At 63.7% G+C, this 19,022-nt stretch carries 21 protein-coding genes; 10 read left to right on the forward strand and 11 right to left on the reverse strand.

Annotated elements, in window-relative coordinates; all coding sequences use genetic code 11:
• Positions 1-93: 93 nt before the first annotated feature.
• Positions 94-453 (forward strand): c-type cytochrome, encoded by a 360-nt coding sequence (locus tag AB4Y43_RS07815; RefSeq protein ID WP_368727390.1) that lies wholly within the window; start codon positions 94-96, stop codon positions 451-453.
• Between the two features lie 60 nt (positions 454-513).
• On the opposite strand, the gene AB4Y43_RS07820 is transcribed toward AB4Y43_RS07815, so the two are convergent.
• Genes AB4Y43_RS07820 through AB4Y43_RS07830 form a run of 3 tightly spaced genes read right to left on the reverse strand, consistent with a single transcriptional unit; the run spans position 514 to position 2,955 of the window.
• The gene (locus AB4Y43_RS07820) at positions 514-915 is read right to left on the reverse strand and encodes a DUF2486 family protein (protein WP_342921433.1); all 402 of its coding nucleotides are present in this window, start codon (positions 913-915) and stop codon (positions 514-516) included.
• Positions 916-974: 59 nt separating this feature from the next.
• Complete coding sequence (locus AB4Y43_RS07825) at positions 975-1,391, reverse strand: DNA polymerase III subunit chi (RefSeq protein ID WP_368691944.1); 417 nt, start codon at positions 1,389-1,391, stop codon at positions 975-977.
• A gap of 52 nt (positions 1,392-1,443) precedes the next feature.
• Positions 1,444-2,955, reverse strand: coding sequence for a leucyl aminopeptidase (locus AB4Y43_RS07830; protein WP_069265459.1), 1,512 nt, complete (start codon positions 2,953-2,955; stop codon positions 1,444-1,446).
• Positions 2,956-3,089: 134 nt separating this feature from the next.
• On the opposite strand from AB4Y43_RS07830, the gene lptF reads away from it, so the two are divergent.
• The 4 genes from lptF (at position 3,090) to AB4Y43_RS07850 (ending at position 7,484) form a co-directional block, all read left to right on the forward strand.
• Entirely contained in the window at positions 3,090-4,190 is a 1,101-nt protein-coding gene (gene lptF / locus AB4Y43_RS07835) for an LPS export ABC transporter permease LptF (RefSeq protein ID WP_368727391.1), read from the forward strand.
• Between the two features lie 15 nt (positions 4,191-4,205).
• Complete coding sequence (lptG, locus tag AB4Y43_RS07840; RefSeq protein WP_069265461.1) at positions 4,206-5,354, forward strand: LPS export ABC transporter permease LptG; 1,149 nt, start codon at positions 4,206-4,208, stop codon at positions 5,352-5,354.
• Positions 5,355-5,408: 54 nt separating this feature from the next.
• Positions 5,409-5,786, forward strand: coding sequence for a CbiX/SirB N-terminal domain-containing protein (locus tag AB4Y43_RS07845; protein ID WP_342947861.1), 378 nt, complete (start codon positions 5,409-5,411; stop codon positions 5,784-5,786).
• A 180-nt stretch (positions 5,787-5,966) separates the two neighbouring features.
• The gene (locus AB4Y43_RS07850) at positions 5,967-7,484 is read left to right on the forward strand and encodes a diguanylate cyclase (RefSeq protein WP_368727392.1); all 1,518 of its coding nucleotides are present in this window, start codon (positions 5,967-5,969) and stop codon (positions 7,482-7,484) included.
• 281 nt (positions 7,485-7,765) lie between these two features.
• Here the strand turns inward: AB4Y43_RS07850 and cobA are convergent, their stop codons facing one another.
• The 6 genes from cobA to AB4Y43_RS07880 form a co-directional block, all read right to left on the reverse strand.
• Positions 7,766-8,539 carry a uroporphyrinogen-III C-methyltransferase gene (cobA, locus tag AB4Y43_RS07855; RefSeq protein WP_368727393.1) on the reverse strand — a complete coding sequence of 258 codons (774 nt, stop codon included), beginning with the start codon at positions 8,537-8,539 and terminating at the stop codon, positions 7,766-7,768.
• Between the two features lie 53 nt (positions 8,540-8,592).
• Positions 8,593-9,909 carry a sulfate adenylyltransferase subunit 1 gene (locus AB4Y43_RS07860; protein WP_368727394.1) on the reverse strand — a complete coding sequence of 439 codons (1,317 nt, stop codon included), beginning with the start codon at positions 9,907-9,909 and terminating at the stop codon, positions 8,593-8,595.
• A 25-nt stretch (positions 9,910-9,934) separates the two neighbouring features.
• On the reverse strand, positions 9,935-10,897 hold the full coding sequence (gene cysD, locus AB4Y43_RS07865; protein WP_368727395.1) for a sulfate adenylyltransferase subunit CysD: 963 nt from the start codon (positions 10,895-10,897) through the stop codon (positions 9,935-9,937).
• 99 nt (positions 10,898-10,996) lie between these two features.
• Complete coding sequence (locus tag AB4Y43_RS07870) at positions 10,997-11,776, reverse strand: phosphoadenylyl-sulfate reductase (protein ID WP_368727396.1); 780 nt, start codon at positions 11,774-11,776, stop codon at positions 10,997-10,999.
• A complete protein-coding gene (locus AB4Y43_RS07875) occupies positions 11,773-12,318 on the reverse strand; it encodes a DUF934 domain-containing protein (protein WP_368727397.1) in 546 nt (181 codons plus the stop codon). Before AB4Y43_RS07875 ends, AB4Y43_RS07870 begins: the two co-directional genes overlap by 4 nt.
• A gap of 43 nt (positions 12,319-12,361) precedes the next feature.
• Positions 12,362-14,041 carry a nitrite/sulfite reductase gene (locus tag AB4Y43_RS07880; protein WP_368727398.1) on the reverse strand — a complete coding sequence of 560 codons (1,680 nt, stop codon included), beginning with the start codon at positions 14,039-14,041 and terminating at the stop codon, positions 12,362-12,364.
• A 248-nt stretch (positions 14,042-14,289) separates the two neighbouring features.
• On the opposite strand from AB4Y43_RS07880, the gene AB4Y43_RS07885 reads away from it, so the two are divergent.
• Positions 14,290-15,231, forward strand: coding sequence for a CysB family HTH-type transcriptional regulator (locus AB4Y43_RS07885; RefSeq protein WP_028210583.1), 942 nt, complete (start codon positions 14,290-14,292; stop codon positions 15,229-15,231).
• Between the two features lie 92 nt (positions 15,232-15,323).
• Positions 15,324-16,490, forward strand: a complete 1,167-nt coding sequence (locus AB4Y43_RS07890; protein ID WP_368727399.1) for an ABC transporter substrate-binding protein — start codon at positions 15,324-15,326, stop codon at positions 16,488-16,490.
• Between the two features lie 306 nt (positions 16,491-16,796).
• Here the strand turns inward: AB4Y43_RS07890 and AB4Y43_RS07895 are convergent, their stop codons facing one another.
• Positions 16,797-17,144, reverse strand: a complete 348-nt coding sequence (locus tag AB4Y43_RS07895) for a hypothetical protein (protein WP_368727400.1) — start codon at positions 17,142-17,144, stop codon at positions 16,797-16,799.
• Between AB4Y43_RS07895 and AB4Y43_RS07900 the strand changes: the two genes are divergently transcribed.
• The 3 genes from AB4Y43_RS07900 to AB4Y43_RS07910 all read left to right on the forward strand — a co-directional run bounded on the left by AB4Y43_RS07900 (position 17,143) and on the right by AB4Y43_RS07910 (position 18,576).
• Positions 17,143-17,418 carry a DUF1778 domain-containing protein gene (locus AB4Y43_RS07900; protein ID WP_368727401.1) on the forward strand — a complete coding sequence of 92 codons (276 nt, stop codon included), beginning with the start codon at positions 17,143-17,145 and terminating at the stop codon, positions 17,416-17,418. The genes AB4Y43_RS07895 and AB4Y43_RS07900 overlap by 2 nt on opposite strands.
• Positions 17,419-17,920: 502 nt before the next feature.
• Entirely contained in the window at positions 17,921-18,070 is a 150-nt protein-coding gene (locus AB4Y43_RS07905; RefSeq protein WP_368727402.1) for an addiction module toxin RelE, read from the forward strand.
• A gap of 191 nt (positions 18,071-18,261) precedes the next feature.
• Positions 18,262-18,576, forward strand: a complete 315-nt coding sequence (locus AB4Y43_RS07910; RefSeq protein WP_069265472.1) for a DNA-binding transcriptional regulator — start codon at positions 18,262-18,264, stop codon at positions 18,574-18,576.
• A gap of 245 nt (positions 18,577-18,821) precedes the next feature.
• Here AB4Y43_RS07910 and AB4Y43_RS07915 read toward each other — a convergent pair whose 3' ends face one another.
• Complete coding sequence (locus tag AB4Y43_RS07915) at positions 18,822-19,019, reverse strand: type II toxin-antitoxin system death-on-curing family toxin (RefSeq protein WP_368727403.1); 198 nt, start codon at positions 19,017-19,019, stop codon at positions 18,822-18,824.
• Positions 19,020-19,022 lie beyond the last annotated feature (3 nt).

Here is a 19,022-nt window from a genome sequence, read left to right on the forward strand (position 1 = left end):
CTGCAGTCAAGCAAAGGGCGCACGTCCAGGACGTGCGCCCTTTGCTTTTATAATGCGACGACACAGCCGGCGCATACGCGGGCGGAGACCAGTATGAAACGGAAGTCGCAAGCGAAGAACAAGATAGCGACGCTCGCCGCCGCGCTCGCCATCGGCCTTGCCGGCGTACTCGGGTCGGCCCCGGCCCGCGCGCAGCATGTCCCCACCGGCCTCGCGCTCGCCCAGCAGCAGAACTGCATGAGCTGCCACTCGGTGACCCGCAATTTCATGGGTCCCGCCCTGCGCGATGTCGCCGCGAAGTACGCAGGCAAGCCCGACGCGCCGGCCTATCTCACCCACAAGATTCTGGAAGGCGGCAGCGGCGTGTGGGGCACCGTGCCGATGCCGGCCAACACGCAGTTGAACCCCGCACAGGCGGCGCAACTCGCGAGCTGGATCCTCACGCTCAAGTGAAGCGGACGATGTGACGGCGGGGCCACGAGGTGGCCGCTCGCCGCCGCGCGCCCAACTGAATCAGGCCGAAGGCGGTCGCCCCGCGCGCGCCGCCAGTTCTTCGCGCACGGCGGCCTTCACCCAGTTCGTGAGTTCCGTTTCGAGCGCAAGACCGATTTCACGCGACACCTGACCCACGAGCCAGTTCGTATGTTCCTGCATCGCGGCGCTGCAGCGCGCCTCGATCACGGCACGGCCTTCGCCGGTGAGCCAGGTCAGGCAACGGCCGCGCAGCCGCTCGACGAGCGCGTCGGCGTCGTGCGCGAACAGGCCCTCCTCGCGCTCGGCCACGGCGGCCTGGACGGCAGCGGCCGTCGCGCTCTTCGCCTCTTCGACGTTGTGCGCGCGCAGCGGATTGCCGCTCACCATCACCTCGTTCAAGAGCGGAATCGCAGCATCTTCCGAGTCGTGCATGCCGGACATGTTTACCTCCATCGATCGGGGCAGTCGGCCTTGCGCCGGTACGCCTCGCGCGTCCGGCCTCAGCCGCCCTGCTTGTAGTTGTTGAGCGCGTAACCGCGGTCGCGGTAGAAACGATAGCGCTCACGGCCCGACGCGAGTTCGTCGGGCGCATCGCCAATCACTTCGAGCAGGCGCTCGAAGCGTGCGAACTGCGGCGGGACCTCGGCGCCGAGATTGAGCAGCACACGATGATGCGGTGCACGCTCGAGATCCGTTGCCAGCACGATGGGCGATTCGCCCGCTTGAGGGCTCTCGGCCATGCAGTGCGGCACGAAGTCGAGCGGCGAAAAGGTCCACAACATTTCGTCGAACGCGCGCAGGCGCGCGGGCTCGGCCAGCACGACCGCCTGCTGGCCCGCCTGATACGCCTTGCGCACGAGGCGGCACGCATACAGCAGCGAGTCGCCGACGTTCGTGTGGAAATCGATGCGCGTCATGCCCGCACCACTCTACACACCGTCAGGTGGGCAGCAATCGCCATTCCTGCCCTCATTGCCCGGCACGATCGATCAGGAACTGGGCGAGCAGCGGCACCGGACGGCCCGTTGCCCCCTTGGCCGCGCCGCTCTTCCACGCCGTGCCGGCGATGTCGAGGTGCGCCCACGGGTAGTTTTCGGTGAAACGCGACAGGAAGCACGCCGCCGTCACGCTGCCCGCCGGACGCCCGCCGATGTTGGCGAGGTCGGCGAAGTTCGACTTGAGCTGGTCCTGATACTCGTCGTCGAGCGGCAGGCGCCAGGCCGGGTCGTTCGCTTCGCGCGAAGCGTCGAGCAGCTCGCCCGCGAGCGCGTCGTCCTTCGAGAAGAGGCCGCTGTTGTGATGGCCGAGCGCGATGATGCAGGCGCCCGTGAGCGTGGCGATGTCGACCACGGCGGCCGGCTTGAAGCGCTCGGCATAGGTGAGCGCATCGCACAGGATCAGGCGGCCTTCGGCATCGGTATTGAGCACTTCGACCGTGAGGCCCGCCATCGTCGTGACGATGTCGCCCGGCTTCGTGGCGTTACCCGCGGGCATGTTCTCGCAGGTCGGGATGATGCCGATCACATTGAGCTTGAGCCCCATTTCGGCGACCGCGCGGATCGTGCCGAGCACCGAGCCCGCGCCGCACATGTCGTACTTCATCTCGTCCATGCCCTCGCCGGGCTTGAGCGAAATGCCGCCCGTGTCGAACGTGATGCCCTTGCCGACCAGCACGATGGGCGCGGCCTTGGCGCTGGCGCCCTGATAGTGCAGCACGATGAACTGCGGCGGCTCGACCGAGCCCTTTGTTACCGAAAGAAACGAACCCATCTTGAGCGTCTCGATCTGGCGCTGGCCGAGCACCTCGACCTTGAGCTTCCAGTCGCGCGCGAGCTTCTTGGCCGTGGCCGCGAGATAGGTCGGCGTGCAGACGTTGCCCGGCAGATTGCCGAGGTCGCGGGTGAGATCCATGCCGTTGGCGAGCGCGACGGACTGCTTCGCCGCAAGCTTCGCGGCCTTCTCTTCGGCGGCGTCGATGCTGAAGACCACGCGCTTGAGGGCACGCTGCGAGACGTCGGGCTTGCTCTTCATCTGCGTGAAGCGATAGGTCTCGTTGCGCAGCGCGAGAATGGCGGTGCGCACGCCCCAGTCGCCCGTGCGCTCCTTCACCGGCAATTGCGCGAGCGTGAAGGTGACCTGTGCGATCTTCGTGCCGAGGATCGCGCGCCAGGCGGCCTTGACCGCGTCGCCGTACGCCTTCTGGCCGAACGCGTCCTGCTTGCCGAGACCCACGAGCAGCACGCGCGAGGCGCCGATACCGCTCACTTCCGGCAGGAACAGCGTGGAGCCGGCCTTGCCGTCGATGTCGCCGGCCTTGACGACGCGCGCGATTGCGCCGCCAATGGCGCTGTCGATGGCGAACGCCGCGCCCGAGAGGGTTTGCGCCTCGAACACGCCGACCACGACACAATCCGACTTGCCGGTCAGGAAGGGGCCGTCCCCGCCTTTGCTCCAGTCACAGGCTTTTATGCTAAAGTCCATCGCGCTTGTCCTCGGATAAAATCAGGGCTTAGGATGAAAGCCGCAATTATCCGCTATTTTTCCCGCGGCGGCTCCTGGGCGGTTGCGCGAGCTGCGCGCCTCCCGGCAAGGTCCGCCTGCCCTGCCCATCAAGAATGATCTTCGAACGTTCCCTGCAGCGCGAACTCGCGTACACGGCCGGCGCCGTGTTCATGGTTCTGCTCACGATCATGCTGACGACGATGATGATCCGCATCGTCGGCTTCGCCGCGTCCGGTCAGATCGACCCGCGCGACGTGCTGGTGCTGATCGGACTCACCGTGATCGGCTACATGGCCGTCATGCTCATCGTCACGCTGTTCGTGTCGATCCTGTTCGTCCTCACGCGCTGGTACAAGGATTCCGAAATGGTCGTGTGGCTCTCCTCCGGGGTGAGCCTCACGCGTCTGATCAAACCGGTCGCCACCTTTGCCGCGCCGATCATCCTGCTCGTCGTGTTCTTCGCGTTCATCGGCTGGCCGTGGTCGAATGCGCAAAGCAAGCTGATTCGCGCGCGCTTCCAGCAGCGCGATGAAGTGTCGCTGCTCGCGCCCGGCCAGTTCCGCGAATCGCCCACCACGCACCGCGTGTTCTTCATCGAGAGCATGAGCCCCGACCAGGGCCGTGTGGAGAACGTGTTCGTCACGAGCACGGAAAACGGCAAGGTGAGCGTCATCGTCTCGAAGACGGGCCACACCGAGACCATGAAGGGCGGCGACCGCTTCGTCGTGCTCGAAAACGGCCGCCGCTACGACGGCGAGCCCGGCCACCCGGACTTTCGCATCAGCGAATTCCAGCGTTACGGCGTGAAGATCACGAGCCAGCCGCTCGTGAACACGCCTTCGGCGAGCACCACGTCCACGCCGGGCCTTTTGCGCCACCCGACCAACGACAACCTGGGCGAACTCGCCTGGCGCGCCGGCCTGCCGCTCATCGCGATCAACCTGATGCTGCTCGGCATTCCGCTGGCCTACCAGAACCCGCGCCGCAGCCGCACGATCAATCTCGTGATGGCGGTGCTGATCTACCTCACCTATTCGAACCTGCTCAACGTCGTGCAGTCGCAGATCGAGCAAGGCAAGATGCCCTTCGGCGTCGGTCTCGTCCTGCTGCACGCCGTGGTGCTCGCGCTCGTCGTGTTCATCTTCTGGATACGCGTGCGCAACCGGCCGCTCTTTACACGTGCGATGTTCCGGCGCGCCTCTCCTGGCAACTGAGAGGGAAACTGACCGATGCGCATCTACGAAAAATACTTCGCTCGCCAGGTCTACCTGACGTTCATCTTCATCCTGTTCGCCTTCTCCGGCCTGTTCTTCTTCTTCGACCTCATCAACGAGCTGAACTCGGTCGGCCACGGCAACTACAAATTCCAGTACGCGGTGCTGCGCGTGGCGCTCCAGGCGCCCTCGCGGCTCTACGAGATCATCCCGGTCGCGGCGCTCATTGCCGCGATCTACGTGTTTGCGCAAATGGCCGCGAACTCCGAATACACGATCTTTCGTGTGTCGGGTCTCGCCACCAACCAGGCGCTGCGCTCGCTGCTCAAGATCGGCGTGCCGCTCGTGCTGCTCACCTACCTGATCGGCGAAGTGGTCGGCCCTTACACCGACCAGCTCTCCGAGCGCGTGCGTCTCGAGGCGTTGGGCTCGGCCGTGTCGAGCAACTTCCAGTCGGGTGTGTGGGTGAAGGACACGCTCTCCGCACGCGCCGACGGCGAACAGGTCACGCGCTTCGTGAACGTCGGCGAACTGCTGCCCGATGCGACCATCACGAACGTGCGCATCTACGAATTCGACTCGCAGTTCCGGCTCTCGAACGTGCGCCTCGCGAAGAGCGGCACGTTCCAGCCGCCGGGCCACTGGCTGCTCAAGGACGTGACCGATACGCAACTGATCGGCGTGCCGCCGCCGCAGAACCAGCCGGTCGACGCGCTCAATCCGGTCTATCGCGCCGAGCAGACTTCGGCGCCCGAATACTCGCTGCGCTCGGAGCTCACGCCGAACATTCTCTCGGTGCTGCTCGTTTCGCCCGACCGCATGTCGATGTTCAACCTGTTCCGCTACATCCAGCATCTGACCGAGAACCATCAGGACGCGCAGCGCTACCAGATCGCGTTCTGGCGCAAGCTGCTCTACCCGTTCGCCGTGTTCGTGATGCTCGTACTCTCGCTGCCGTTCGCGTATCTGCATACGCGCGCCGGCGTGGTGGGCATGAAGGTGTTCGGCGGGATCATGCTCGGCATGAGCTTCCAGCTCGTCAACACGCTGTTCTCGCACGTGGGTACACTGAACACCTGGCCCGCGCCGCTCACGGCGGCGACACCGGGGCTCATCTATCTCGCGGTCGGGCTGATCGGGCTCAAATGGGTCGACCGGCATTGATGCCGGTAGCGTTCAGCCGATAGTTCGGCCGCTAATTCGCACAGGCTCGCAAGCATGGGCACGCACGGCATGATTCTCTTCGGCCACGGCGCGCGCGACGCGCGCTGGCAGGAGCCGTTCCAGCGGCTCGCCGCGAAGCTTTCCGCCACGCGCGGCGATGCGGGTCCGGTCGGCCTCGCCTTTCTCGAACTCATGACGCCGAGCCTGCCGGATGCGATCGCCGGCCAGGTCGCGGCAGGCTGTGACACGATCACGGTCGTGCCCGTGTTCTTTGGTCAGGGCGGCCACGTGCGCCGCGATCTGCCCGCGCTGATCGCGCAATGCCAGAGCGAGCATCCGGATGTGCGCCTGCGCTGTGCGGGCGCTGTCGGCGAGGACGATGCGGTGCTCGATGCGATCGTGCGGTACTGCATCGAAAACGACCGCGATTGAAACCACTCACGCATAAAAAACGGGCTCGCCTCTCAGCGAGCCCGTTTTGTTTTGCCGCCCTCTATCGCGTGGCGCTTAATTTCCCACATTTTCCTGCCGATAACCCAACTGGAAACCCGCTCATGTCAGCGCAGTGAACCCATGCATTCTTTCAGATCGGCACCCAACTAGACGCTTCCCGTGTTTCCCAACTCTGTCAGGCGTGCGGCCGTTGTCGCGGGCCACCATCCTTTCATCGTGGGCGCGCTCGGCACGCTGCTGGCAATGGGCGTTTTGGGTGTGAGCCTACTTACACTCGTCGCCGCGCGCGCGACAGCGATCCAGCACGCTCACGAGACATCCAGGAACGTGGCTGCCGTCCTGACAAGCAATATCTCGCGCACCGTAGACGCCGCTGACCAATCGTTGCGGCTGCTAATCGCGGCGCTTGACAAGCCGGCAGTCCAGCATATGGGCGCTGACGTGCGGCACGAACTGCTGTTCAACGCCACAGCCACTTCGCGTTACGTGACCGGCATGGGCGTGACGGATGAGCGTGGGCAATTGCTGGATGGTTGCTGTTCGAGCACCCATCACTGGAACTTTGGCGACCGCGATTACTTCCTCGTGCATCGCCAGTCGGCAAAGGTTGGGTTGTACGTTTCGGCGATATATCGGGCGCGTTCGCGCGGCGGAATCGAAGCTATGGCGCTGAGCCGACGGATCAACGGCGCCGACGGTTCCTTCAAGGGCGTGGCGCTGGTGGCGATCGATCTGGAGTATTTCCGGCACCTGCTGGACGGGCTCGATGTCGGTTCGCATGGCGTGACGGCAATCGTTCGCACCGACGGTACTCTCGTCGCACGAAATCCTTATTTGCCACCAGCCCTCTCCCCAAACTTCAACAAGTCGCCTACGTTTCCGCGCATGGTGAACCAGGATACAGGCTTCTATGCTGCCCGTTCCTCGACCGACGGCGTGCTGAGGCTTTACACATTCCAGCGCGTGCCCGGTACGCCGCTGATCGCTGTTGTCGCGCCAGCGCTTGACGACGTGCTTGCCTCATGGAGAACCCTTTCGTGGATCGTGGGCGCTTCCGCCTTCGCGATCAGCATCGCTTTTTGTGCCGTAGTCTGGCTGCTCGCGTTCGCGCTGCGCGACCGTGCACTCGGTGAAGAGCGCCTGACCGAACTTACGCAGACTGATGCGCTAACGGGTCTAAAGAACCGTCGGGCACTCGATGAGGCGCTGCAAAATGAGTGGGAACGACTGCAGCGCAACGACAGCCAGCTATCGGTGCTCTTCGTGGATGCGGATCATTTCAAGCAATACAACGACAAACACGGACATGCGGAAGGCGACAAGGCCCTGAAGCATCTCGCGCGATGCATTGCGCAATGCGTTAGCCGTCGTGGTGATTGCGCCGCGCGGTATGGCGGAGAGGAGTTTGTGGTCGTGTTGCCCGATACGCAACTGAAGGACGCGTTGCGCATGGCCGAGAGCATCCGCGAGACGGTGGAAAGACTATGGCACACACCGAATGAAGCCTGTAGCGCGGCGCTCCATCCGTTCACCGTCAGTATCGGATGCTCAACAGGCTGGCGTGGGCATCCGGCGACCCTGGTAGAACTGACCAAGGCGGCAGACTCCGCGCTTTACGAAGCCAAACGGGCAGGCCGTAATTGCGTCAGATCGGCAGGCCAGGCTGCCGCAGACTAGGCGCCCGCAGTGCAGTACAGAATCGCCAGCAATTCACTGGAAACCGTGATACCGGGATGAATCAGGATTGTCGCGATGTTTGACGAGTCAGAATCACCAGTTCACCGGGGGGTGCTAGCGATCAACAAATGGGCAGCCGGTTCGTGGGTGGCTTCAGCGCCACCGAACCAGGAATGCCTGCACGTTGCCAAAAAGCAGCGTGCTGGCCTGCCTGTCACGACAGGCCCCATTCTGGCGTATGAAGACAATATGGGGATTGCCGCAAGCTTATAACGATTAAATTACGCCGCTGCGCGACGGCTCCGACTGTCGTCCTGCGCTTCGTCCTCGCGTTGCGCCTGCCCCGAGCGTTCGGCGAACGCATCGCCGATCATGAGCAGGCTCGGCTGCGCCGGGTCGAGCCAGTCCTGCGCCTCGCCCGCTGCGAGGCCCGCCAGCGTCAGCGTCAACGTGCGCTCGCGCGCCGTGCTGCAGGCTTCGACGATCGCCACCGGCGTGGCGCCCGCGCGGCCCGCCTCGATCAGCTGGCGCGCGATCTCGGGCGCGCTGTCGCGGCCCATGTAGAACACGAGCGAATCGGCGTTGACCTGCTCGCGAATCTCCTCGCTGCCCGCCGCGCGCGAATACGTGGCAAGCGCCACGCTGCGCGCCACACCGCGCAGGGTGAGCGAGCGCTGCAGCGTCGCCGCGCTCGCCAGCGCCGCCGTAATGCCCGGCACGACTTCGAACGCGATGCCGGCCGCTTCGAGCGCGCGCATTTCCTCGTCGGCACGGCCGAACAGCATCGGATCGCCGCCCTTCAGGCGCACGACCACGGCGTGCTCGCGCGCCGCATCGACGAGTTGCTTGTTGATGAAGTGCTGCGCCGTGGAACGCTGCCCGCAGCGCTTGCCGACCGCGATGTACTTCGCGCTTGGCGGCGCGTACTCGAGCATGGCCGGCTCGACGAGCGCGTCGTGCAGCACGACGTCGGCGCTCGCGAGCAGGCGTGCGCCGCGCACCGTGATGAGGTCCGCTGCGCCCGGTCCCGCGCCGATCAGATATACCTTGCCCATATGCTTCCAATCCATTGTTGCGGCCGCGCGCGGCCGCAATCTCGCGCAGCGCCTTACGCCGAGTACGCGCGGATCATGCCCGCGGCCACCGTGTGATGCGTCGCTTCGTCGATCAGCACGAATGCGCCGGTGCCAGGATTCGCATCATACAGGTCGCAGACGAGCGGCTTCTGCAGCGAGAGCGCCACGCGGCCGATATCGTTCATCGCGAGTTCGTGGCGGTCGGTCGCGTGCGACAGCGTATGCACGTCGAGCACCTGCTTGACCGCGCCGATCTTCGCGAACACCGTGCTCGTGGTCTGCTTGAGCAGGTACTTGCGCTGCGGCGAGAGCGGCTCGTCGTCGAACCAGCACAGGTCCGCTTCGAGCTTCTTCGCGGGTTGCGCGGCATCGGCCGCCGGCACGAAGGTGTCGCCGCGCGAAACGTCCACGTCTTCCGCGAGACGGATCGTGACGGTCTGGCCCGCGAATGCGCGATCGACCTGCGCCGTGCCGCCCGGCACCGGCGCGATGATTTCGGCCACCGTTGCGCTGCGGCCCGCCGGCAGCACCGAGATGGCGTCGCCGAGCTTCACTTCGCCCGCTTCGACACGGCCCATGTAGCCGCGGAAGTCATCGGCGCTGGAACCGTCCTGGCGCGCGACCCACTGCACCGGGAAGCGCAGCGCTTCGCCCGTGGCCTGCGCGAGCGGCAGTTGTTCGAGCACGTCGAGGAGCGGCTCGCCCGCGTACCACGGCATACGCTCGCTCGCGGCGACGATGTTGTCGCCCTTGAGCGCCGACACCGGCACGAAACGCACGTCGGTGAGGCCGAGCTGGCGCGCCAGCCCGACATAGGCTTCGCGGATCAGATTGAACGTCGCTTCGCTGTAGTCGACGAGATCCATCTTGTTGATCGCGACGATCACGTGCTGCAGGCCCAGCAGCTTGACGATGGCGCTGTGGCGCTTGGTTTGCGGCAGCAGTTGCGTCACGCCGTTCTCGACCGTCACGCGCGTCGGGTCGATCAGAATGATCGCGGCGTGCGCCGTCGAAGCGCCCGTGACCATGTTGCGCGTGTACTGCTCGTGGCCCGGCGTGTCGGCGATGATGAACTTGCGCTTGGCCGTGGCGAAGTAGCGGTATGCCACGTCGATCGTGATGCCCTGCTCGCGCTCGGCCTCGAGGCCGTCGGTGAGCAGCGACAGGTCGATCTCGTCGCCCACCGTGCGCTTGTTCTTCGCACGCGACAGCGCCGAGAGCTGATCGCTCAGAACAGCCTTGCTGTCGTACAACAGGCGGCCGATCAGCGTGCTCTTGCCGTCGTCCACGCTGCCCGCCGTGATGAAGCGCAGCACGCCGAGGTCTTCAGGTTGATGCGTCGTAACCATGTCTATTCTTTCCTCTGCGTGCTCTTTAGAAATAACCTTGCTTCTTGCGCTGTTCCATCGCGGCTTCCGACGCCTGGTCGTCCATGCGCGTCGCACCGCGTTCCGTGATCTCGGTCACGGCCGTTTCGGCGATGATCTTCTCGACGTTGTCGGCATCGCTCGCCACCGGGCACGTGCAGCTGATGTCGCCCACGGTGCGAAAACGCACCTGCGCCATTTCGCTGACTTCGCCTTCCTTCATCGGCGTGAGCGGCGTGACCGGCACGAGCAGGCCGTTGCGGCGCACGATCTCGCGCTGGTGCGCATAGTAGATCGACGGCAGTTCGAGCTTCTCGCGCTCGATGTATTGCCACACGTCGAGTTCGGTCCAGTTCGAGATGGGGAACACGCGCAGGTGCTCGCCCTTGTGCAGACGCGCGTTGTACAGGCTCCAGAGTTCCGGGCGCTGCGCCTTCGGGTCCCACTGGCCGAATTCGTCGCGGAACGAGAAGATACGCTCCTTCGCGCGCGCCTTCTCTTCGTCGCGGCGCGCACCGCCGATCATCGCCGTGTAGCCGTATTGCTCGATGGTTTCCAGCAGCGTGACCGCTTGCGCGGCGTTGCGCGAATCGGTTTCGCGGCGCAGGCGCACGGTGCCCTTCCTGATCGAATCTTCGACGTGACCGACCACGAGTTCCGCGCCGATTCCGGCTGCGCGGCGATCGCGGAAGTCGATCACTTCTTCGTAGTTGTGGCCCGTGTCGATGTGCACGAGCGGGAACGGCAGCGCGGTCTTGCGGTTCGCGCCGAGGCCGAACGCCTTCAATGCGAGCGCCAGCACGACGACCGAGTCCTTGCCGCCCGAGAACAGCAGCGCAGGCTTGCTGCATTCGGCGACGAGTTCACGCAGGATGTGGATCGACTCGGCTTCGAGCCAGTCGAGATGGTCCATGCGGTTCGCCGTGACCTGGAGCGGTGCGTTCACTGCTGAGTCGAGCGTGGTGCTCATGTTCGGATCCTTCCTTTGTTCGCACCCCTTTTGCTGGGCGCGCGGTACTCGGTATTCGACGTTCGCGCCGTCGTTTCGACAGCGCGACAAAATTCAATCTTAGTTCGCCTGGCCGATGGACGACACTTCGGACGACACTTCGGACGACACTTCAACGACCGGAATGGCCGACACGGACGTGATGTGCAAGCCACATTCCTTCGTGTCGCGCGATTCCCACCACCAGCGGCCCGCGCGGCTGTCTTCGCCGGGACGGATCGCACGGGTGCAGGGCTCGCAGCCGATGCTCGGATAGCCGCGGGCGTGCAGCGGGTTCACGGGCACGTCATTGGCGCGCAGGTAAGCCCAGACATCGGCTTCGGTCCAGTCCGCGAGCGGATTGAACTTGTCGATGTTGCGCGCTTCGTCGCGTTCTTCCTCGTGCAGCTCCGCACGCGTGACCGACTGCTCACGGCGCTGGCCCGTGACCCAGGCGGAAATGCCCGACAGCGCACGGTTCAGCGGTTCGACCTTGCGGATTTCGCAGCAGCGCTTGCGCAGATCGACGCTCTCGTAGAACGCATTCAGGCCGTGCTGGGCGACGTATTCGTCGACGGCATCCTGTTGCGGATGAAACTGCTCGATCTCGTAGCCGTAGCGCTCGCGCACCACGTCGATCATGCCGAGCGTTTCGGCGTGCAGGCGGCCCGTGTTCAGCGAGAAGACGCCGATTTTCACGCCGCGCGAAAGAATCGCGTGCGTGAGCAGCATGTCTTCGGCTGCGAGGCTGCTGGCCAGCTTCACGTCGGCGTGACGCGCCGCAATCGAATCGAGCAGCGCGTCGAGGCGCCCGATCTTCGCCTGCAGCTCAGCCGTGATTTCGTTCGCGACGGTGCTCATGCTGCCGAACCTTGTCGCGCTTGTTGGGCCAGACGGCGGCGGAACAGCGGCGACGGTTCGTCGAAGGCGCCCTGGTATTGCACCGTGAACTCGGTGAACGCCTTGAGCGCGTCGTGGATGTCCTTGTCGGCGCGCACGGCGAACGCATCGAAGCCGCAGCGCTCGTGAAAACGCAGCTGGTCGCGCAGCACGTCGCCGATCGCGCGCAGCTCGCCCTGGAAGCCATAGCGCTCGCGCAGCAGACGGCCGATCGAGAAGCCGCGGCCATCGCGGAACACGGGGAAGTCCACGCCGATCAGCGCGAGCTTGTCGAAGTCGGCGGCGATATCGGCCGGTTCGCTGTCCGGCGCGAGCCACACGCCGAGTTCGTCCTTGCCGCGCGAAGCGACCAGTGCATCGCGCTGCGCTTGCCAGTAAGCGAGCGGCACCAGCACCTTGCCCGTGGGCAGCGCGGCAACCTCGGGCAATGCGCCGTCTTCGGCCGCACGCACGACTTGCCAGTTGTCTTCAACGATCTCGCGTTTTTTGATGATCAATGCCATTGCTCGAATCTCGTAGTCTCGTTGCGTGCTTCAGTTGCGTCCATTAAGCGTGGGCCGGCTGGCGCGATGCGTACACGCGCTCCTTGAACGGCGCGATGCCGATGCGGTCGTACGTATCGATGAAACGCTCGTCGTCGATGCGATGCTCGACGAACGTGTCGATCACCTTCTGCACCACGTCGGGCATCTCTTCCGCCGAGAACGACGGGCCGATCACGCGGCCAAGGCGCGCGCCGTTGGCGCCGTTGCCCTGCTCGCCGCCGAGCGTGACCTGATACCACTCCGAACCATCCTTGTCGACGCCCAGCACGCCGATGTTGCCGACGTGGTGGTGACCGCATGCGTTGATGCAGCCCGAGATGTTCAGCGACAGGTCGCCCAGGTCGTAGACGAAGTCGAGGTTGTCGAAGCGCTCCTGGATCGCCAGCGCGATGGGAATCGACTTCGCATTGGCGAGCGAGCAGAAGTCGCCGCCCGGGCACGCGATGATGTCGGTCAACAGGCCGATGTTCGCGGTCGCGAAACCTTGCGCCTTGGCCTTTTCCCACAGCGCGAACAGATCGCGCTTCTTGACGTCGGCGAGGATCAGGTTCTGCTCGTGCGAGACGCGGATCTGGCCGAACGAGTATTCATCGGCCCAACCGGCCACGGCTTCCATCTGCACGTCGGTGGCATCGCCCGGCGCGATGTTGCGCGGCTTGAGCGAGAGCGTGACCGACGCGTAGCCCGGCACGCGGTGCGGGCGCACGTTGCGCTCGACCCAGCGCGAGAAGGCGCGGTTTTCCAGCAGATGCTTCTCGTACGACGTATCCGTGTCGGCGATCTTTTCATACGCCGGCGGCACGAAATACTGGGAGACGCGATCGAGTTCTTCCTGCGTGAGGGTCGAAGGGCCGTCCTTCAGGTGCTGCCACTCTTCTTCGACCTGCTCGGCGAACTTCGCCGGCGAGAGCGCCTTCACGAGGATCTTGATGCGCGCCTTGTACATGTTGTCGCGGCGGCCATAGCGGTTGTACACGCGCAGCACGGCTTCGCAGTAGGTCAGCAGGTGCTGCCACGGCAGGTCGCGTTTGATGATGCTGCCGACGATCGGCGTGCGGCCAAGACCGCCGCCCGCCAGGATGCTCGCGACGATTTCGCCCTGCTCGTTACGGTCGAGGTAGACGCCCAGATCGTGGATCTGCACGGCGGCGCGGTCTTCCTTCGAGCCCGACACGGCGATCTTGAACTTGCGCGGCAGCCACGCGAATTCGGGGTGGAACGTCGACCACTGGCGCAGGATTTCGGCCCACGGGCGCGGATCGACGATCTCGTCGGGGGCGACGCCCGCGAACTGGTCGGCGGTGATGTTGCGGATGCAATTGCCCGACGTCTGGATGCCGTGCATCTGCACCGACGCCAGCTTGCGCAGGATTTCCGGCGTTTCTTCGAGCTTGATCCAGTTGTACTGGATGTTCGAACGCGTCGAGAAGTGGCCGTAGCCGCGGTCGTGCTCGCGCGCGATCGTGCCGAGCATGCGCAGCTGGTCGCTGCGCAGATTGCCGTACGGAATCGCGATGCGGTGCATGTAGGCGTGGCGCTGATAGTACAGGCCGTTTTGCAGGCGCAGCGGACGGAACTCTTCTTCGCTCAATTCGCCCGACAGACGGCGGCGGACCTGGTCGCTGTATTGCGCGACGCGTTCGTCGACGATGGTCTGGTCGTACTGATCGTATTGGTACATTCGGGGACCCCAGGGTTTGGTTCAATCGCGGCGTTCCGGTTACGCCGCGCTCCGACTTCTCGACTTCGCTCTTTCCGCTCTGTCCTGCCTCTGGCGAGGCGGCCGCGCCTTCAATCGCGCCGGTCATTTGCTAATGACCAAAACAGATATCCATATTGGAAAAGTTGGAGGAATGGTAATAAACTCGCCTTATATTTCAAACGACTCAAAAATCAGGTCGATATGCAAACAGGTTATAAGGATTATCTATGAACCTGCACCAGTTCCGCTTCGTCCGCGAGGCCGTACGCCAGAACTTCAACCTCACGGAAGCGGCCAAGGCACTGTATACAAGCCAGCCGGGGGTCTCGAAGGCGATCATCGAGCTGGAGGACGAGCTTGGGGTCGAAATTTTTACGCGCCACGGCAAGCGCGTGCGCTCGCTCACGGAGCCGGGCCGGATCATCCTCGCCTCGGTGGAGCGCATTCTGCAGGAAGTGGAGAGCCTCAAGCGCGTGGGCAAGGACTACGCGGCGCAGGACCAGGGCAACCTCACCATCGCCGCCACGCACACGCAGGCGCGCTACTCGCTGCCTGCCGCCATCGCCGAATTCAAGCGGCGCTTTCCGAAGGTGCACCTGTCGATCCTGCAAGGCAGCCCGACCCAGGTCGCGGAAATGGTGCTCCATGACCAGGCGGATCTGTGCATCGCGACCGAGGCCATCTCCGGCTACAAGGAACTGGTGTCGCTGCCCTGCTTCACGTGGCATCACGTGGCCGTGATGCTGCCCGACCACCCGCTGCTCGAGCGCAAGCCGCTTTCGCTCGACGATCTGGCCCAATATCCGCTGATCACCTACGACAATGCGTTCGCCGGGCGTACCAAGATCAACGACGCGTTCCGCCTGCGTGCGCTCTCGCCCGACATCGTGCTGGAAGCCATCGACGCCGACGTGATCAAGACCTACGTGGAACTGGGCCTTGGCGTCGGGATCATGGCCGACATCGCCTTCAACGCCGAACGCGACCGACATCTGCGCGCGGTGCCCGTGGGACACCTGTTCGGCAGCAACGTCACGCGCGTCGCGCTCAAGCAGGGCGCTTACCTGCGCAGCTATGTGTATACGCTCGTCGAACTGCTGTCGCCGAGCCTGAACCGCAAGCTCATCGAGCAGGCGCTCAAGGGCGAGCACGAGACTTACGAGCTGTAGCGTCGGGCGGCCGCGACCTCAGCCGCGCAGGAAGAAAAATCAGAGAAAATCCGCATTACAACAACATCACTTCTCGCCTGGAGACTCAACGGATGAAGCTGTACCCGCTTTTGCGCCCGCTCGCCGCGGCTTGCGCCCTTGCCGCCGCCACGTTCGCCCCGGCCGCCCACGCCGACATCAAGGTCGGCATCGACCTCTCGAGCACGGGGCCCGCTGCCGCCATCGGCATCACGAGCAAGAACGCCATGCTGATGTGGCCCGACACGATCGCGGGCCAGAAGGCCGACTACATCGTGCTCGACGACGGCTCGGACCCAGGCGCGGCCGTACGCAACATCCACAAGCTCATCAACGAAGATCACGTGGACGTGATTGTCGGGCCGAATATCACGCCGGCGGCGCTTGCGGCGCTCGACCCGGTGGCGCAAAGCAAGACGCCGATGATCACGCTGGTCGGCTCGGGCTCGGTGGTCGAGCCGCAGCAGGGCGCGCGCGTGTGGGCCTTCAAGATGGCGCAGACCGATGCCGCCATGGCCGACGTCATGACGCGCTACATGGCGGCGCATGGCGTGAAAAGCGTGGGCTTCATCGGTTTCGCGGACAGCTACGGCGACAGCTGGCTCAACGAATTCACAAAGTACGCGAAGGAACGCAACATCCAGATCGTGGCGACCGAGCGCTACAACCGTACCGACGCCAGCGTGACCGGCCAGATTCTCAAGCTGATGGCGGCCAGGCCGGACGCCATGCTGATCGCGGGCGCAGGCACGCCGACCGTGCTGCCGCAACGCACGTTGATCGAGCGCGGCTACAAGGGGCCGATCTACCAGACGCACGGCATCGCCACGCCTGAATTCATCAAGCTGGGCGGCAAGGACGTGGAAGGCACCCTGTTCCCGACCCAACCCGTGGTGGTGGCGCGCACGCTGCCGGCCGACCAGCCGGCGCAAAAAGCGGCGCTCGTGTTCGTCGACGCCTATGAGGCAAAGTACGGCCCGGGCACGGTCACGCAATTCGCAGGCGACGCGGCAGGCGTGTACCCGCGCCTGCAAGACGCGGTCGCGCGCGCCCTAAAGACCGGTCAGCCGGGCACCGAAGCGTTCCGTGTGGCGTTGCGCGGCGAGCTGGAGCACGCGCACGAAGTGGTCGTGCCCAACGGCATGGTGAACACGAGCCCGACGGACCACGTGGGCCTCGACCAGCGCGCTAGCGTGATGGGCACGGTCCGCGGGGGCAAGTTCGTGTATCTCGCGCAATAAACCGAAGCGCTATGGCCGCGAGAGACGGCAAACCGCGACACGAATGCGCGGCCGCCCGTCGCCGCTCATTCGAACCGTTCAAGGCAGCAGGCAAACGCGCTGATGGCGAAGAACCGTCAAGCCATCATCTCTCAGGATTCGCCTTGTATGCGCGGCGCGCTGTCTGTCGAAACTTGTCGGCAACGCCAGGCAAGCCCTGTCCGGCGATTCAATCAACATTGCCAGCCTGTTTGGCGAGCGGTTTACGCGGGCGCGCGGGTAACGTTTTTTTAACCGACTCGCCCACAAAAATGCGGACAGGTTCTTTCAGACGCAATGAATGAACAAAACCCCGTGCGCGGCCAAAATCTGTGCCAGATCCGCAGGGAACCTGGCCGTCAGGGTGGCCGCCGGAGCCAAAGGCATCAGCACCGGCAATAGCGTTCCTTCATTCACAAGCATCGCTATCTGCTGCTTCCACGACAAAACCGTTGCGTACCAACTGCCAGGCTTCGTGGTGCTGCATCCGGCTTCGACCAGTTCGGGTTTCAGACGCTTGAGCGGCTTCTGCGTACAGTAAAAGTAAAGCATGAAGAAAAAGAGCAATCCTGTGAAAAAATGCGGTCGTACGCCGGTTGTGCCAGCATGACGTACATCTGACGGAGAAATTCCCATGAGTACGACTACCCGCTCCGCCCGCCTGGGTTTGCGAGCCACGCCGCAGCAGGAGGCAGTACTGCGCCGCGCAGCCGAGATCGCGCACAAATCAATGACCGATTTCATTCTCGACAGTGCCTGCCAGGTTGCCGAACGAATCCTGCTCGACCAGCGTTTATTCCTCGTGACCGAAAGCCAATCGCAAGCGCTGCTCGACATGCTTGAAGGGCCGGCTCAAGACAACGCGGGCTTGAAGGAGTTGTTTTCTCGAACGGCGCCTTCGGAGAACTGATGCCGCTGTCTCCACCGCAGGCACTGGTCGCAAGCCACGATTGGAAGACTTCGATTGTGGCAAGCCCGGCCTGAATGACTGGCTCCTGCGCCACGCACGCCAGGCTCAGGCAAGCGGTTCGACCAAGACCTTCGTCGTCGCCGACGGTCAAGGGTGACCGCCGGAGCCAAAGGCATCAGCACCGGCAATAGCGTTTGCTCATTCACCAGCAGCGCGACCTGAGGCCGCCATGGCAAAACAGTTGCGTACCAATTGCCGAGCTTCGTCGTGCTGCTTCCAGCCTCGACCATGTCGGATTTCAGCCGTTTGAGCAGCTTGTGAGTGCAGTCGAGATAGAGCATAGAAAGGGGAGCAACCTCGTACCAGGAGAAGATGTACGCCGAGCTAACATCGCGTACCTCCAACCGACTCCGGTGCGATGAGCGGTAGGCCCAAGCATGGTTCGGCACGGCTCACCGAGGCATGCCCCTGAAATTATACGCAGGTAGCGTATAATTTATTGATGCAAGCGACCTTCATTGAACTGCCGCCGTTTTCCCGTGAGCGCGAGAGCTACCTGGCGGATGACGAGTACGCCGTCCTGCAGAAAGAGCTACTGGCTAATCCCGAGGCTGGCGACAAGATCAAGGGAGCCGGCAGTCTGCGGAAGTAGAGGTTCGCCGACAAACGCCGCCAGAAAGGCAAACGCGGTGGCCTGCCAGTGATCTGTTACTACTGGGTCAGCGGTTATCAATTCTGGTTGTTCACACTGTACGACAAGGACGAAATGGCAGACCTCTCCCGTGACGAGCGCAAAGCCTTCGCGAAGCGACTGGAAAGAGAGGTCACGATACGGAGCAAGCAATGAAGAAGCGAAATCTGTTTGCTGAATTGACCGAGGATCTCGACGCCCTTGCTGGCGAGCGCGAAGGGAAAATCACGCTGCGCAAGATCAAGGCCGATGTGCCCGATACGCTCGAAGTTTCGCCGGCAGAAATCAAGGCCGTGCGCGAAGCCTCTCACGCGTCGCAAGCCGTCATGGCCCGAAGCCTGCGCATCAATGTGCGCACGTATCAGAATTGGGAACAAGGCAAGGCCAAGCCCAACGCACAGGCGGCCACGCTGATCCGACTGGTCGCCAAGCACCCGGAAACGCTTCAGATGCTGGAAGCGCTCTGAACGATTGCGGGCAACGTCCACCATCGACTGTCGTCGTCCCGCCCCAAGCACCGTAACGCGACGATATTTCTGACGGTATACGAGCTGCTTTTCTTGATCCCGTCTATGTGGGACTTGGCGTTCCTGCCAGACTCAACATGATCGCGCGGTACACCGAACGGATTCTGTCGTCGGCACCTATAGGACGCCCATAGCTTGTCAAACCAGCGGGAATTTCGAAATTAACCGTGCGTCCTAGCGTCGACTTACTCGGCGATCCGCTGTCGGAACCACTCCGCCAGCGCAGCTTCGTCGAGCACGCCAGCAGCAACCATTTCCATGGTCCTAACGGCGTCGGCCGGATCAAACTTCAACCGATAGCCGTTATCTGCAAGGAAAAGCCGGGCAACCACCCAAGCGGTTCTCTTGTTGCCGTCCGCAAAGCCATGATTCCGCGCCACCACAGT

Origin of the sequence: Paraburkholderia sp. BR10872, from assembly GCF_040965835.1 — a bacterium.
In the GTDB taxonomy this organism is placed as follows: domain Bacteria; phylum Pseudomonadota; class Gammaproteobacteria; order Burkholderiales; family Burkholderiaceae; genus Paraburkholderia; species Paraburkholderia nodosa_A.